The 16,112-nt window shown below is 54.0% G+C and carries 12 protein-coding genes; 11 read left to right on the plus strand and 1 reads right to left on the minus strand.

Going from position 1 to position 16,112, the window contains the following annotated elements; all coding sequences use genetic code 11:
* The first annotated feature begins 174 nt into the window (after positions 1-174).
* Entirely contained in the window at positions 175-1,143 is a 969-nt protein-coding gene (locus E6Q52_RS01210) for an AraC family transcriptional regulator (protein WP_292817548.1), read from the plus strand.
* Positions 1,144-1,327: 184 nt separating this feature from the next.
* Positions 1,328-2,371 carry an NAD(P)-dependent alcohol dehydrogenase gene (locus tag E6Q52_RS01215; protein ID WP_292817550.1) on the plus strand — a complete coding sequence of 348 codons (1,044 nt, stop codon included), beginning with the start codon at positions 1,328-1,330 and terminating at the stop codon, positions 2,369-2,371.
* 85 nt (positions 2,372-2,456) lie between these two features.
* On the opposite strand, the gene E6Q52_RS01220 is transcribed toward E6Q52_RS01215, so the two are convergent.
* Complete coding sequence (locus E6Q52_RS01220) at positions 2,457-4,217, minus strand: ABC transporter ATP-binding protein (RefSeq protein ID WP_292817552.1); 1,761 nt, start codon at positions 4,215-4,217, stop codon at positions 2,457-2,459.
* A gap of 142 nt (positions 4,218-4,359) precedes the next feature.
* Here E6Q52_RS01220 and E6Q52_RS01225 point away from each other — a divergent pair, with 142 nt between their 5' ends.
* The 9 genes from E6Q52_RS01225 (at position 4,360) to E6Q52_RS01265 (ending at position 16,105) form a co-directional block, all read left to right on the plus strand.
* Complete coding sequence (locus E6Q52_RS01225; protein ID WP_292817553.1) at positions 4,360-4,863, plus strand: MarR family transcriptional regulator; 504 nt, start codon at positions 4,360-4,362, stop codon at positions 4,861-4,863.
* Between the two features lie 62 nt (positions 4,864-4,925).
* Entirely contained in the window at positions 4,926-6,404 is a 1,479-nt protein-coding gene (locus E6Q52_RS01230) for an efflux transporter outer membrane subunit (protein WP_292817555.1), read from the plus strand.
* Positions 6,391-8,535 carry an FUSC family protein gene (locus E6Q52_RS01235; RefSeq protein WP_292817557.1) on the plus strand — a complete coding sequence of 715 codons (2,145 nt, stop codon included), beginning with the start codon at positions 6,391-6,393 and terminating at the stop codon, positions 8,533-8,535. Before E6Q52_RS01230 ends, E6Q52_RS01235 begins: the two co-directional genes overlap by 14 nt.
* A complete protein-coding gene (locus E6Q52_RS01240) occupies positions 8,525-8,737 on the plus strand; it encodes a DUF1656 domain-containing protein (RefSeq protein WP_292817559.1) in 213 nt (70 codons plus the stop codon). The genes E6Q52_RS01235 and E6Q52_RS01240 overlap by 11 nt, the downstream gene beginning before the upstream one ends.
* Positions 8,738-8,747: 10 nt before the next feature.
* Positions 8,748-9,635 carry an efflux RND transporter periplasmic adaptor subunit gene (locus E6Q52_RS01245; RefSeq protein WP_292817561.1) on the plus strand — a complete coding sequence of 296 codons (888 nt, stop codon included), beginning with the start codon at positions 8,748-8,750 and terminating at the stop codon, positions 9,633-9,635.
* 71 nt (positions 9,636-9,706) lie between these two features.
* A complete protein-coding gene (locus E6Q52_RS01250; RefSeq protein WP_292817563.1) occupies positions 9,707-10,795 on the plus strand; it encodes a calcium:proton antiporter in 1,089 nt (362 codons plus the stop codon).
* Between the two features lie 37 nt (positions 10,796-10,832).
* The gene (locus tag E6Q52_RS01255) at positions 10,833-11,783 is read left to right on the plus strand and encodes a DedA family protein/thiosulfate sulfurtransferase GlpE (RefSeq protein WP_292817565.1); all 951 of its coding nucleotides are present in this window, start codon (positions 10,833-10,835) and stop codon (positions 11,781-11,783) included.
* Positions 11,776-14,949 carry an efflux RND transporter permease subunit gene (locus E6Q52_RS01260; RefSeq protein WP_292817567.1) on the plus strand — a complete coding sequence of 1,058 codons (3,174 nt, stop codon included), beginning with the start codon at positions 11,776-11,778 and terminating at the stop codon, positions 14,947-14,949. The genes E6Q52_RS01255 and E6Q52_RS01260 overlap by 8 nt, the downstream gene beginning before the upstream one ends.
* Entirely contained in the window at positions 14,942-16,105 is a 1,164-nt protein-coding gene (locus E6Q52_RS01265) for an efflux RND transporter periplasmic adaptor subunit (RefSeq protein ID WP_292817569.1), read from the plus strand. The genes E6Q52_RS01260 and E6Q52_RS01265 overlap by 8 nt, the downstream gene beginning before the upstream one ends.
* Positions 16,106-16,112: the final 7 nt, after the last annotated feature.

The raw sequence follows: 16,112 nt of genomic DNA on the forward strand, positions 1-16,112 counted from the left end.
CTTTCTCCAAAAGAATTGCAATCAATCCAATTACAATAAGGCCAGTGTATGCAGTTGCCGTCATCGTGAAAAGTTAAAAAATATGAAATGATTGCCTAATACTATCCTGAAGGTGATTTTTATTGCTGATTAGGCGTAATATAAATGCCTAATTATTTTAATCGCACTCATATTATGAATAATAACGAATGCTGGCATGCGCATGACAAAGACCGCACGATTACGTTGATTTCAGCCCTGACGCCGACGGAGGGCTTTACCCTGACCGCGCTGGATGGCGTCAAACTTATGCGCTGGAACCGTGCTATCCCGCGTAGCCCGGTGTTTTATGAGCCCAGTATTGTGTTTGTTTGCCAGGGTCGCAAAGTGGGCTATCTGGGCGGTGAAGTCTATCAATATAATCCGCAGCAGTTTCTTATTTTGTCGGTGCCGTTGCCGTTTGAAAGCGAAACCATTGGCTCAGCCGAAGAGCCCTTACTGGCCATCTCTATACGCATCAATCTGTCTATGGTGTCTGAGCTGTTGTTAAGTGTCGCGCATGATGCACCCATGAATATCAATGGCAGAAGCGGCATCAGTTCTACGCCTTTGGATAAGCAACTGTCGAATGCCGTGGTGCGTTTGCTGGAATGTTTGCAGTCCAAGGTCGAGGCTTCTGTGCTCGGTCAGTCGATTATCCGCGAGATTCATTACCGCATCTTGCAGTCTTCGCAGGCGTCGGCCATTCTGGCCGCCCACAGCACGCACAACAATATGGGCAAAATCAGCAAGGCGTTACGCCTGATTCATGCCGAGTATGCCAATGAGCTCAATGTCGACACGCTGGCGGCGGTGTCTGCCATGAGCGTGCCGTCTTTTCATGCTGCGTTCAGAGACGTGACAGCGACTTCACCGATTCAATATTTGAAGAAAACACGCTTACACAAAGCGCGCTTGCTCATGGTACAAGACGGCATTAATGCGACCTTGGCTGCCACCAAAGTCGGCTACGAGAGTGCCTCGCAATTTAGCCGTGAGTTCAAACGCATGTTTGGCAAAAGTCCGATGGAAGAAGTCAGTGCCGTGCGTAGCGCGTTGATCACCTCGCCCGGTGAGTTTGTGGCCAGCCAGCGGGTTGACCAGTATGTGACTGTGCAACAATAATCTCGCCATTGTGACAATTTATGGGTGGGTTTCTGTATCAAATAGGCCAGTATCACAGAGGATTAGGCAAGCATTTGATAAAAGCAGGCAAGCACTTTTAGGCCAGTCTTGTTTAGACTGTTTAGCGATACAGTGGCACGGTTTTGCCACTGCTTAACACGTAACAACAAATGATGGAGATGCTATGAAAACTGCCGCCTATGGTGTACAAAATGCGACTTCACCGGTCGCGCCCATGCATATTGATCGCCGCGAAACGGGCCCGCACGACGTCCTGATCGACATCGAGTACTGTGGTATTTGCCACTCGGATATTCACCAGGCGCGCAACGAGTGGGGCGGTGGTTCCCTGTATCCCATGGTGCCCGGCCACGAAATTGTTGGCCGCGTAAAAAGTGTCGGCAGTCATGTCACCAAATTCAAGCTGGGGCAATTGGTTGGGGTCGGCTGTATGGTCGACTCCTGCCGCCACTGCGAAGACTGTCACGCCGGTGAAGAACAATATTGCGATCGTTCGGTGTTTACCTACAACGCCAAAGACCCCAAACATGGCGGCCTGACTTTTGGCGGTTATGCCGAGCGCATTACCGTTGATGAAAACTTTGTCGTCAGCGTGCCTGAAAATCTGGATACCAAAGCGGTGGCGCCATTATTGTGTGCGGGCATAACCTTGTACTCGCCGCTCAAGCACTGGAATGTGCAGCCTGGCCAAAAAGTCGGCATCATCGGCCTCGGTGGTTTGGGTCATATGGGTGTCAAATTGGCCGCCGCCATGGGCGCGTACGTGGTGATGATTACCACCTCGGCCAGCAAAGCGGCCGATGCCACCAAGCTGGGTGCACATGAAGTGCTGATCTCGAAAGACGCCGATGACATGGCCAAGCATGTCGCCAGCTTCGACCTGATTATTGATACCGTGCCAGTGGCGCATGACCTCAATCCTTACATTGGCCTGCTCAAGCGTGATAAAACCATCGTGCTGGTCGGCCCGCTGGATCCAGTTGAGGTGCATGGCGCCAACCTGATCACCAAGCGCCGTCAGGTGGCTGGTTCATTGATCGGCGGTATTGCCGAAACCCAGGAAATGCTCGACTTCTGTGGCAAACATAATATTGTGAGCGATGTGGAGATGATTGATGCCAATTACATTAATGAGGCTTACGAGCGCATGCTCAAGAGTGATGTGAAATATCGCTTTGTCATTGATATCAACTCAATGAAAGCCTAAACAAGCGCATACCCAAAGCCCTGTTCCGCTGAGCAGGGCTTTTTTATTGATGCAACAGCATGCTTTCACTTGGAGTGATGCTTGCTTAGTTATCCAAACTATTGGCCTGTAAATGCCAGGCCTCAGCAAATGGTCCCCCATTGGCACGCAACAGGTCTGGCGGACCATCTTCAATAATCTTTCCATGCTTCAGTACGATAATTCTATCGAATGAAGCCAGGGTAGACAGCCGGTGTGCGATCGCCAACACGGTGCGGCCTTGCATCAGCGAGGCCAGCGCTGACTGGATTTCCTGTTCCGATTCAGAGTCCAGAGCCGAGGTCGCTTCATCCAGTATTAAAATCGGCGCATCTTTGACAAAGGCCCTGGCGATGCCCAGACGTTGCCTTTGTCCACCAGACAGGCGGATGCCTTTTTCACCAACAATCGTGCGATAGCCTTTGGGCAAGCCGCGAATGAAGGCGTCACAATAGGCATCGCGTGCCGCGCTATAAACTTCTTCTTTTGAAGCTTCTGGGCGGCCGTAGCGGATATTTTCGAACACCGAGCGGTGGAACAGGGCAATGTCTTGCGGGACGACGGAGATGTTTGCCCGTAAACTGTCTTGTGAGACCTGGTCGATACGCTGGCCGTCAATCAGGATCTGACCGCCCTGAATATCATCCAGGCGCTGAATCAGGCCAATCAAGGTCGATTTTCCAGCGCCTGAAGCGCCTACCAGCCCGACGCGCTCGCCCGCTTTGATCTCAAATGACAGCTGATCAAACACCTTGTGGCCATCAGGATAGGTGTAAGACACTTGTTCAAACACGATATGGCCACTTTTCGCGGCCAGCGCCGATGGCGCATCTGGGTCTTTCACTGAGTGGGGCTGGGCAATCACCTTGAGCGTTTCATTGATGATGCCGAATTGTTGGGCGGTGCCGACCAGCGCCAGCGCCAAGTCGCGTGAGCCATGCAATATTCTGAAGGTGAGGGTGCTGACAATCACCACGTCGCCGGTGCTGATGCTGCTGGCGCGCCAGAGTAAGATGGACCAGATCAACATGCCTGCGCCGGTGACGACCAGGCATAGGTCATGAATCACGCGCGCCAGTTCTACATACATCCAGCTGCGCCTGTGGGCTTTGGCCTCGCGGTTCAACTCGCGCGACAAGCGGTTTTTTTCGCGATAGCGGGCAGAAAAGGCTTTCACCGTCCATACATTACTCACCACATCAATCATTTTGCCACTGGCATCCGAGGAGCGTCTGGCGTAATAGTCGTGTATTCTGCGGCCACGAATGCCGAAGATGATCAGCACACTTGCCACAAATAACACCGCCAACATCAGGCCTAACCCCATTTGCCAGCGGATGGTGGTCAATACGATAATGGCCCCTAGAAAATCGGTGATTGGCGGCAGAATGCGCCAGAACATGGTGGCAAAAATCTCACCCGTGGCAGAGGCGGTAGATGTGATGCGATTGCCCAGTGCACCTGAAAAGTGCTGGTTGAAATAACGCATCGAATGGCCGGTCAGATGCTCGAACAGATCTAACCGGAGATCCACCCCGCTGGCCACAATCGCACGAGACCCTTGCCAGCCCCCCAAGCGCCACAACAAGTTCTCAACGGTCATCAATGCCAGAAACAGGCCTAAAGGCCACCAGACATTGGCGCTTGATCGGATGGTACTGTCCATGGCATCCACCAGCAGCTTCATGGCATATTGCACGCCCACCGCTGCGCTGGCGGCGCCCATGATGATGACAAACACAGAGCCGAACAACCAGGGACGGCGCTTGATATATAAATACAGAAACGGGACGGCTTTCTGCGGGAGAGGAGAGTTTGTCAGGTTCACAGATGAATATAGGGTCGTTTAAAGGGGGAGGGCACAGGTGAATTAAACCAGAAAAATCAGCAGCATGACGTGAACGTGCTTTTTAGCGGCGATTATTTTTTGCTTGCATTTGATTTGATGCCATACTATACTGATCCGTACTATGTTGCTACTTAAAGAATTGCCTACTTCTAAAAGCCTGGAAAAGTTTGTGACGCGCTATCCCGGCACAGACATTTCCGCGATCTCTGACTTTGTGAGCATTTTGCGCGCAGCGTCGGATATTTCGTCGGCGCTGGATGCGTTGCTGGCGCAACATGGGCTGTTGCAAGGCCGCTGGTGGGTGTTGGTATTGCTGATGCGTCAGGACGACCTGACCTCTTCGCCCTCTGCGCTGGCAGAAAAGGCCGGGGTGACCAAGGCAACCATGACGGGCTTTATTGATGGGCTGGAGCGCGAAGGCTTGGTGTCACGCTTTATGGATACCAATGACAGACGTAAATTCCTGATCCGTTTGTCAGTCGCCGGGCAGCAAAAGCTGGACGAAGTGATGCCGGTCTATGTGCAATGCGTCACGCAGTTTATGGACGTGCTGGATAAGCCGCAAAGAAATACTTTGATTACCGATCTTGCCACCTTGGCCAGCCGGGTGGATTTAATTAAGTAAAACGATACTTTAAAATTTTTTGTTTATTTAGTTTGATGCCGTACTATTAACAACCATACTTTATGTTCATGCCATTGACCTTTAGTCTGAATAGCCTGTCTTCGCACTTGTCTTATCGCTGTGCACCCGGGGTGGTCTGGGTGTTGGCGGTGTTGTTAAATGGCTGCATTAGCGCGAAAGGCATTGCACCTACGTCACAGCCGCTGGCGCAAGACAAGTTGGTATCAGGTAAGGCCATAGAAGCGGCGTCTGCCATCGCCTGGCCGACCGAGCATTGGTGGCAGGCGTATCAGGATGCGCAACTGGATAAGTTAGTCGAGAAAAGCCTGCATGATCATCCTGACCTGAAAAAAGCGACCGCACGGATAGCATTGTCGACCGCCATGGCCGAGCAGGCGCATGCGGCTACCTTGCCCAATATCGGCGGCAAAGTGAGTTCTTCCCGCGAGCGTTTTACTGAGTTGAGTTTTATCCCCAAGCCGTGGGCAGGCCGTTTTAACTGGAATAACCAGGCAACGGTGGATATGTCTTACAACCTGGATGTATGGAAACAGCAAAAATCGGCCTGGCTGGCAGCGCTGGATGAAACCTATGTGGCTGAGGCAGAAATGCAGCAGGTGAAGATTGAGTTGACTGCGGCGATGGTGAAAAGTTATATCCGCCTGGCGGCCGAGTACCAATGGCGTGATCTGGCAGAAGAGGAACTCGATGACTTACGCCATGAGATTCGCATCGCTAAAAAGGCGCTGGCAGCTGGGCTGAATACGCAACTGAACCTGAGCCGCTTGGATGCAAGGTTGCCTGCGGCGCAAAACAAACTGGTGCAGATTGAATTACACCTCACTTTACTCAAAAACCAGATAGGGGCATTGAGTGGCGACGGGCCGGGGGCAGGAGAGGGCATCACACGCCCAGGCCTGCACTTGTCGGCCAGTATTGGCCTGCCTGATCGACTGCCAGCTAATCTGGTCGGCCGTCGTCCGGATATTGTGGCGGCAAGATGGCGCGTCGAGGCCTCGCAGAAACATATCCAAAGTGCTAAGGCGGCGTTTTACCCGAATATCAATTTACTGGGCTATATCGGCTTTCAGGCGTTGGCATTTTCCGGCCTGTTTTCGAGTGCCGGTCTGGTCGGTAACCTTGGCCCGGCCATGTCATTGCCGATTTTTGATGGCGGCAAACGCCGGGCGAACCTGTCGGCAGAAACTGCGGTGTATGACATGGCGGTGGAAGATTACAACGCCACCATCCTCAAGGCGTTGGAGGGCATTTCTAACCAGCTATCGGTGTTGAATAGCGTAGCGACCGAAACTGACAATACGAAACAGGCGCTGGAAAAGAGTGAGCTGGCACATAGACTGGCGCTAAAAAACTACCGTGCAGGCCTGAGCAACCTGGTTGAGAGCTTGCAAACCAACGAACTGGTGTTGCAACAAAAAAGCATACTGGTGGCGCACGAAGCGGTGCGGCTGGAGGCGTATGCGACATTGATGCTGGCATTGGGCGGAGGCGTAATGGAGGCTGAACATGCCGCGCATTAATCATGGTGTACGGCTGCTCGCCGCGTGCATGCAGCAAGCGGGCGCTGACTGGTATCGTCAGGACTTTCCGCTGATTGGCTATTTGTTCAAATACCTGTTGGCGGCTTTTCTGGCGCTGTGGGTAGCCTTGAAGATGGAGATGGACCAACCAGCCACTGCCTTGCTGACGGTGGTGATTGTGATGCACTTCCGTTCTGGCATGGTGATGACCAAAAGTTATTACCGTCTGATCGGCACCGTGATCGGCATATTGTTCTCTCTGTTGCTGGTGGCTTGGTTTGCGCAAGACCGGTTTCCGTTTTTTATCGCCGCCGCATTGTGGATCGGGCTCTGTACGGCGGGCTCGCTGGTGTATCGCAACTTTCAATCTTATGGCTTTGTGCTGGCGGGTTATACCTTGTGTATTGTGGGCTTGCCAGCCACGCTGACGCCCTGGCATACCTTTCAAATTGCCTCCACCCGATTGTCTGAAATTGGCGTCGGCCTGTTAAGCGCGATGCTGGTCAGTGAGCTGATTTTGCCACAGCGCCTGTGGGAAAACATTCAGGCCGTGTTGCGCGGCAAGTTTCGCGACTTTAGTCAGCTGCTTGGCGCGGGTGCCTCTGCTGGCCTGAATCAACCTTTTTTAAAGTTTATGCAAGACCTGTATCAACTAGAGTCTTTCCGCGCATCGGTGCAATTTGAAACCGATGATGCGCGCGTGCATAGCACCACGATCAATCAGCTCAATGTACGGTTTATGGCGGTGTCAACCACGTATGTGGTCTTCCAGCGCCTGGTGCAACGCTTGCAGGCGCAGGGCCGTAGCCATGAGGCGAATGCTTTGCTGGCCTTGATGCAGCCGTTGGCCGAGGCGGTTTTAATTGATGGACGTCCGGCCAGCGATGCCCAGGGGCTGGCACGTTTACAGCAGGCCGTGACTGATTTTCAGCTCGGCTTTACTGCCTTATTCAGCCGACACTTGCAGGCATTGGCTACGCTGCCTGATGCGAATCGCCTGGAGGTAGAAACCGGGGCTGAGCTGTTACAACGCCTGGCCACTGAGTTGGCGGCCTATCTGCAAACCTATGTGTTGCTGGTGGCGCATCCACATACGCGCCAGGTTGATCGCCGTGCATTTACCGCTGACCAGTTGCATATGCACATTGATTGGCTGCCGGTATCGATTGCAGCGATCCGTGGCGCGCTCACCTTATTAATCCTGGCGGCCATCTGGATGACCATAGATTGGCCTTCAGGCATCCTGGCCATGACCCTGGGCGTGATTACCAGCACGCTGTTTGCCGCCAGTCCGTCACCGATGGCGACGATTCGTCAGTTTGCGGTGGGCGTGTTGCTGGGCATTGCGCTGGTCTATGTGAGCAATGTGTTCTGGCTCACGGCGGCGCACGATTATGTGATGCTATGTATTGTGATTGCGCCGGCCATTTTGCTCACCGCCTGGTTAAGTGCCAGACCCGCCACGGCCTTGGTGGGCGCGGGGCTGGGCATCGCCTACTTTTTAATGGTCGGTTTTAACCAGGCGCTGGGCGATAACCCGGTGAAATACTTCAATGACTCGATTGCACTGATGATTGCGCTGGTGGTGTCCGGCATCATGTTCAGCCTGACGGACTATGCCGCCAGCCCCTGGGCCAAAGCGCGCGTGCTGACCCAGTTGCGCCAGTTGGTGGTAGATGCTTGCCTTAATCCCGATATGACTGCCACGGCCTTTGAAATGCAAGCGCGTGACCTGATCCAACGCTCTGGCAATGTGCACCGGCCACAAGATGCAGACAGTGTGCGCATGGTGGAGGCTTTGTGCGCCACGCTGGAAATCGGCCATGCCGTGATTGCCTTGCGTGCCGTTGCCAGCGACTTATCCGTGCAGCCACGCAAGTTGCTACAACACACGCTGGTGCTGATTGCACACTATTACAAACAGCCAGGGCAAAAAAATCAGCAGCAGGCATTGCAGTGGCTAGACCATTTTTTGGGCTGGTTGCAAGGCGGTGAATATGACCAGGCATTGGCAGCCTGGCAGGCCCAACCATTAACCACCCAATTGCACTTTATCCGTTTGGTCATCGCGGCGGAAGCGTCGGCGAGCCCGCACCCCGTTTTGAAGCAGGAGGCTGCATATGCTGCATGAGTGGATCCCACGTGAGTTGGCGTTTCTGGATGCGCATGTGCCGACCTTGTTTCTGGCGTTTTTATTGGCCGCGGTGGCGATCTGGTTGCTGGATAAATGGCTGGCTGCGTGGAACCTCTACGACCTGGTCTGGTACCCCGCGCTGCTACGCGTCGCGCTGTTTTTTGGCTTGTTTTCTGTGTTTGGTTTAATGGTGTATTGAAAGGCTGCTTATGCAAACGCAACACCTCTGGTTTAAGGCCACAAAAGGCATCCTTAGAGTAGGGATTACGCTGGCGATTGCCGTCGCCGCTGGATTATTGGCATACAAGTTATGGGTGCGTTATACCGACTACCCGTGGACGCGCGATGGCCGCGTGCGTGCCGATGTGGTGAATATTGCCCCGGATGTGGCCGGGCTGGTCACAGCGGTGCCGGTGCGCGATAACCAGTATGTGCATCGTGGTGACGTGCTGTTCCGTATAGACACCATGCATTACCAGCATGCACTGGCCGAGGCGACGGCACTCACTCAACAGCGCAAGTCACTGTGGGAGATGAAAAAGCAGCAATCTGCGCGCCGCGCGCATTTGGATGACGAAGTGATTTCACGCGAAAACCGCGAAGATACCGATCTGGGGGCGCTGGCGGCCAAAGCTGAATATGATGCTGCCGTGGCGCAAGTAGAAAAAATCAAACTCGACCTGGAGCGCACCGTGGTGCGTTCGCCGGTCGATGGCTGGGTGTCTAATCTGTTGGTGCGGCCGGGTGATTTTGCGCAGGTGGGCGCCGCCAAGCTGGCGGTGATCGACCAGCATTCATTCTGGGTGTATGGCTATTTTGAGGAGCACAAGCTGAGCATGATTAAAGTGGGAGATGCTGCCGAGGTGCAGTTACTGGGCAGCCACACCAAGCTTAAAGGCCATGTCGAAAGCATTGCGCATGGCATTACTGACCGTGATAACCCGACCGATATCCGCCTGCTGGCGAATGTGAACCCAACATTTAACTGGGTGCGTCTGGCACAGCGTATCCCGGTGCGCATTCATCTGGACCAGCTACCTGCTGAGTTGCCGCTGGTGGCTGGCATGACGTGTTCAGTGGTGATCAGCCACGGCTAAGCGGTGAGCGTATGCAACAGAATGCGGCGGTCTCTGTTAAGATGGTTATTCATTGATCACAATCTAAGCGCATGCTTACCGAAAAACCGCCCGCGGGACTGCTGTCCCTGATGATTTCGATTATCGCCTACCTGGCATTGGCGCAAGCCGACAAAGTGATGCATATCGGTCAGCCTGAGTCGCTGATCATCTCCATCCTGTTCGTGCTACTGATTATCAACCTGGCTTTCCAGTTGTCGTTTCAGGTTGAATACGTGGCCGAGCAACTCAAAGAGCCTTATGGCACCATGATCCTGACCATCAGCGCCGTCATGATTGAGGTAGTGATTATTGTCATGATGCTTAGTCATACCTCTTCTACCACGCTGGCCAGGGATGCGATTTATTCGGCGGTGATGCTGGATATCAACGGCATTCTTGGCTTGTGTGCGATTGTCGGCGGCATCAAATATGGCGAGGTCGAGTACAACGTCAACTCCGGCAATACCTATATCGTCATGATCATGACCGCATTGGGAATTTCCATGGCCTTGCCTGCCTTTTTGCCACCCGAGCACTGGCGGTTGTATTCGATGTTTACCATTGTCACCATGAGTGTGTTTTATGCGCTGTTCCTTAAAATGCAAACCGGGCGGCACCGTAATTACTTCAGCTACCGAGACCAGCATCAGTCTGCTGACGGTCGGTCGGCAGGGGTGGTCAGCACAGATGTCAAATTTGCCATTCTTTACATGCTGGCAGGCATCATTACCATCGGTTTCCTGTCCGAAGAAATGAGCATGCATATGGATGCCGGTTTAACCGGCAGCGGTGTACCACCGATTGTGGCGGCGATTGTGGTCGCCCTGATTGCCGCCAGCCCCGAAGTGCTCACCGCATTAAAGGCCGCCGTGAATGACCGTATGCAAACGGTGGTGAATATTGCGCTGGGGGCCACTTTGTCGACCGTGATCTTAACGGTACCGGTGATTGAGGCGATTGCCTTGATTGAAGACCGGCCGCTGATTGTCGGTTTGTCGCCGACGCAGATGGTGATGACGTTTCTGACCTTGATTGTCGCGACGATTAATCTGCATGATGGTGAAACCAATGCGATTGAAGGCATGACGCATTTTGTCTTGTTTATGGCTTTTGCCATGTTGGCCGCGTTGGGGATGTAGGGTTGTTTTTTGAGTGATTGTCGCGAAATAGTCTGCTATGAATACCGTTCTTGAATTGATACAGCACTATGGCTTGCTGATTGTGTTTGCCAGTGTGTTCCTCGAGCAAATGGGCTTGCCCTTGCCGGCTTACCCCACCTTGCTACTGGCTGGGGTGCTGATTGGTAATGGCCAGTATTCCTGGGCCGCCATGTTGCTGGTGGCGATGGTCGCTGCCTTGCTTGCCGACTCCATCTGGTACCGCGCCGGGCGCAAATATGGCAAGCGTGTCATGGGCAAATTATGCAAGATCTCCTTGTCGCCGGATACCTGTGTGCGCCAAACCGAGGCGCTCTACCTGAAGTTTGGCCCGCCAGCCTTGCTGGTGTGCAAATTTATTCCTGGTTTTGCGTCTATCTCCAGTGCGCTGGCGGGGTCTTCCGGCACGCGTTATTGGCTATTTGTGCTCATGGATGGCTTGGGTGCCTTGCTGTGGGCGGGCTCTGCGTTATGGTTGGGGCATTTGTTCAGTTCGGCGATTGATGAGCTGATGCTCACCTTGGTGCAGATGGGTAAATGGGGCACGCTATTAGTACTCGTGCTGATCACGGCGTTTATTGCTGCCAAATGGTGGGACCGGCAGCGCTTTATCAAAAGCCTGCGCATGGCACGTATCAGCGTCGACGAATTAAACACGCTGCTTAATAGCGGCGCGGCACCAGTCATTCTCGATACGCGCGCCAAGCATCTGATCGACGATGGCTGGATTCCGGGTGCGCAGTTTGTCACGCTGGAAGACGTAGACCAACTGGTGTTGGACATTGATGAAGATGCGCCGGTGGTGCTGTATTGCTCTTGCCCGAATGAGGTGACAGCAGCCAAGGTCGCCAAAAAACTGATTAACCGTGGCTACCGCAATATCCGTCCGCTCACCGGCGGCATCGATGCCTGGCGCGATGCAGGCTTTGAGGTCAGCATGACGGCCGTGGAGAAAACGTCAGATGTTTAACGTGGTCGGCATTGCGCTCAAACGGCCTTATACCTTTGTGGTGATGGCCTTGCTGATTTTAATTTTCGGCACGCTGTCTGCCATGCGCAGTCCGGTCGATATTTTTCCTGAAATCCGTATCCCGGTGGTGGCCGTGGCCTGGCAATATACCGGCCTGCCGCCTGATGATATGGCCGGCCGCATCACCACGCTGTACCAGCGCAGCTTAACCACAACCGTCAACGATATTGAGCATATTGAAGCCAACTCTTATAACGGCTTCGCCATCGTTAAAATCTTTTTTCATGCCGGGGTCAATATCGCCACCGCCAATGCGCAGGTGTCGGCCATCTCGCAAACCGTGACGCGGCAAATGCCACCAGGCACCACCCCACCGCTGATTCTGAATTACAACGCCTCAACGGTGCCGATTTTGCAGATTGCCCTGTCTGGCAAAGGTCTGACTGAACAAAACCTAGCCGACCTCGGCCTCAACGCCGTGCGTATCCGCCTGGTCACCGTGCCTGGCGCGGGCGTGCCTTTCCCTTACGGCGGTAAAAGCCGCCAAATCCAGATCGACCTCAATCCGGCCGCCTTGCAGGCCCGCGGGTTATCGGCACAGGATATTGCCAATGCACTGGCGGCCCATAATATGGTGGTGCCCATCGGCACGCAGAAAATCGGTAGCATTGAATACACCTTAAACCTCAATAATGCCGCGGCGGCGATTGAAGACCTGGCCAATATCCCGGTGAAGGTGGTCAACGGCGCGACCGTCTATATGCGTGATGTCGGCCAGGTGCGCGACGGTAACCCGCCGCAAACCAACATCGTGCATGTGGATGGCAACCGCTCGGTGTTGATGACCATCCTCAAGAATGGCGCCATTTCGACACTGGCGATTGTTGACGGCATTAAAGCCAAGCTGGAGGAAATCAAGCCCGGCTTGCCAGAAACGCTGATTGCCACGCCGATCAATGACCAGTCTATTTTTGTGCGCGCCGCGATTGATGGCGTGGTATTTGAAGGCGTACTGGCGGCGATTTTAACCAGCCTGATGATTTTGCTGTTTTTGGGCAGCTGGCGTTCGTCGCTGATTATTGCCACCTCGATTCCGCTGTCTATTCTGGGTGCGGTGATGGGGTTATCGGCCATCGGCGAAACGCTCAATATCATGACTCTAGGTGGCCTGGCACTGGCGGTGGGCTTGCTGGTGGATGAGGCGACGGTGACGATTGAAAACATCAACTGGCATCTGGAGCAGGGCAAGCCAGTTGAGCAGTCCATTCTCGATGGTGCCGCACAAATCGTCACGCCTGCATTTGTGTCGCTGCTGTGTATTTGTATCGTGTTTGTGCCGATGTTTTTCCTTGAGGGCGTTTCGCGCTACCTGTTTGTGCCGATGGCCGAAGCCGTGATGTTTGCCATGGTCAGCTCGTTTATTCTGTCGCGTACGCTGGTGCCCACCATGGCCAATTACCTGCTTAAAACGCATGTTCATGACGAGCACAGACCAGTCAGCCGCAATCCGCTGGTGCGTTTTCAACAATGGTTTGAGGGCGGGTTTGAGCGCATCCGCCATGGTTATAAAGCGGTGCTGATCCTAGCTGTGGGCCACAGCCGCCTGTTTATGCTTGGCTTTATGGCAGTGGTGATGCTGTCATTTTTACTGCTGCCTATGCTAGGCAGTAATTTCTTCCCCAGTGTCGATAGCGGGCAAATCCTCATGCATGCGCGCGTGCCGGTAGGCACGCGGATTGAAGACACCGCCAACCGTTTTGCCAATATCCAGGCGGCGATTAAAAAAGTCATTCCGGCAGATGAAATCCTGACCATTGTCGACAATATCGGCATGCCAATCAGCAGTATCAATATGACCTATAACAATACCGGCCTCACCGGCGCGCATGATGGCGATATCCAGATTGCGCTTAAAGCGCATCATGCACCAACCGCTAGTTATATTCGCACCTTGCGTGAAGTGTTGCCCAAGCAGTTTCCGGATACCACCTTTTCGTTTCCACCGGCCGATATTGTCAGCCAGATCCTGAATTTCGGCTCGCCTGCGCCGATTGATATCCAGATTCGCGGCGGCAAACTGGCGGATGACTTTGCCTACGCCAACCAGTTGCTGGCCAAAGTGCGCAGCGTGCCAGGCGTGGTCGATGCGCGTATTCAGCAGTCACGCAACCGCCCGTCGTTTGATATCGCCATTGATAAAACGCGCGCGCAGGAGATTGGCATCAGTACGCGCGACGTGACCAACAGTATGGTGATTAATATGGCGGGCAGTTCACAGGTGTCACCCACCTATTGGCTGAATCCGTCCAACGGCGTCACTTATCCTATTGTGTTGCAAACGCCGCAATATCAACTGGATAGCCTGAACGCACTGGCCAATTTGCCGATTAGCGGGAGCGATGGCCCGTTGCAGACCCTGGGCGGGATTGCAACCTTTAAGCGCAGTGTCGGCAATGCCGTGGTCAGCCAGTATGATATCCAGCCGATCGTGCAAGTACATGCCAGCACGCAGGACCGCGACCTCGGTGCCGTGGCAGCCGATATCCGCAAAATTCTGGACGAGACCAAAGACCAGGTACCTAAAGCGGCCACGGTGGTGATGCTGGGGCAGGCTTACACCATGGACCATGCGTTCACCGGCTTGTTTTTTGGCCTGTTGGGTGCAATTGTGCTGATTTACCTGCTGATTGTGGTCAACCTGCAATCCTGGAGTGACCCGTTTGTGATTATTTCTGCCTTGCCTGCGGCATTAGCCGGCATCGTCTGGATGCTGTTTGTGACCTACACGCCTTTATCGGTGCCCGCCCTGACGGGGGCGATTATGTGTATGGGCGTGGCGACGGCCAACAGTGTGCTGGTCATCAGTTTTGCCCGTGAGCGCCTGGCCGAGTTGCAAGATGCCACGGCAGCGGCGATTGATGCCGGGTTTGTGCGCTTTCGCCCGGTGCTGATGACGGCGCTGGCAATGGTGATCGGCATGACGCCGATGGCCTTGGGCTTGGGTGAAGGCGGTGAGCAGAACGCCCCACTGGGCCGCGCCGTGATTGGGGGGTTGTTATTTGCGACGGTGGCGACGCTGCTGTTTGTGCCGGTGGTGTTTAACGCCATCCATAACAAGCGCTACCCGGCTGCTGTCAATGTTTCTACCGGAGATGTACATGCGTAATGCGACAACGGGAACTGCCCGTGGGCTCAAACTGGGCGGCTTGCTGCTGGCCCTGGCCGCGATTGGGATTGTGGTGATTGGCATCACCAGCCGTGCGGGCAACCACGAAAAACTCAAAGCATGGACCGACAAGCAGGCGGTGGCTACGGTTAGTATCATTCAGCCTGACCAGGGTGCAGACGAGGGCAGCCTCAACCTGCCTGGCCGCTTTGAGGCCTATGCCCGCGCGCCCATTTACGCGCGCGTCAGTGGCTATTTAAAAACCTGGAAGGTCGATATCGGCGGTAGTGTTAAAAATGGGCAACTGCTAGCAGAAATCGAAACGCCTGACCTCGACCAGGAATTGTTGCAGGCCAAGGCGGATATGGCCAGTGCCGAGGCCAATGTCGCGCTGGCAGAAACCACGGCCAAGCGCTGGCAAGAAATGCTCAAAACGCAGTCGATTGCCCGGCAGGAAGTGGATGAAAAAGTCGGCGATTACCAAAGCAAACAGGCGATTGTCAAAGCGGCTGAGGCCAATGTGAACCGCCTGCTTGCGCTCAAGAGTTTTGCACGTATTGTGGCGCCTTTTGATGGCTCGGTCACCGCGCGTAATACCGATACCGGTGCCCTGATTAATGCAGGCAATAGTGGCACCACGGCACAGCCCTTGTTTGAAGTGTCTAATACCCGAAAGTTGCGTTTATATATCAATGTGCCGCAAAACTACGTTAGCCAGATCAAGTCTGGTGGCAAGGCGCAGTTTACGGTGCCAGATTCGCCGGATGCCGTGTTTGAAGCCACCATACAATCGACCTCGGGAGCGATCAATGCGTCGTCGGGGACCACCTTGGTGCAGTTGCTGGTGGATAATGTGGCGGGCCGATTCTTGCCGGGTGGATTTGCTAATGTGAATCTGGTACTCAATCATGATGCTGGCCGCTTAAGTATCCCCGCCAGTGCCCTGATTTTTGACCAGCACGGCCTGAAAGTCGCCACCGTCGGCCAGGATCACAAAGTGGTTTTAAAGACGATTACCATTGCCCGTGATCTGGGCAAAACGCTCGAAGTGCAGTCTGGTCTGACCAGCCAGGATCAGGTGATTGAGAATCCGCCAGATGGTGTGACAGAGGGTGTGCTGGTGAATATCGCTGCCAACGCAGACGCATCCAAGTAAGAACATG

It is taken from the genome of Methylophilus sp., from assembly GCF_008015755.1.
In the GTDB taxonomy this organism is placed as follows: Bacteria; Pseudomonadota; Gammaproteobacteria; order Burkholderiales; family Methylophilaceae; genus Methylophilus.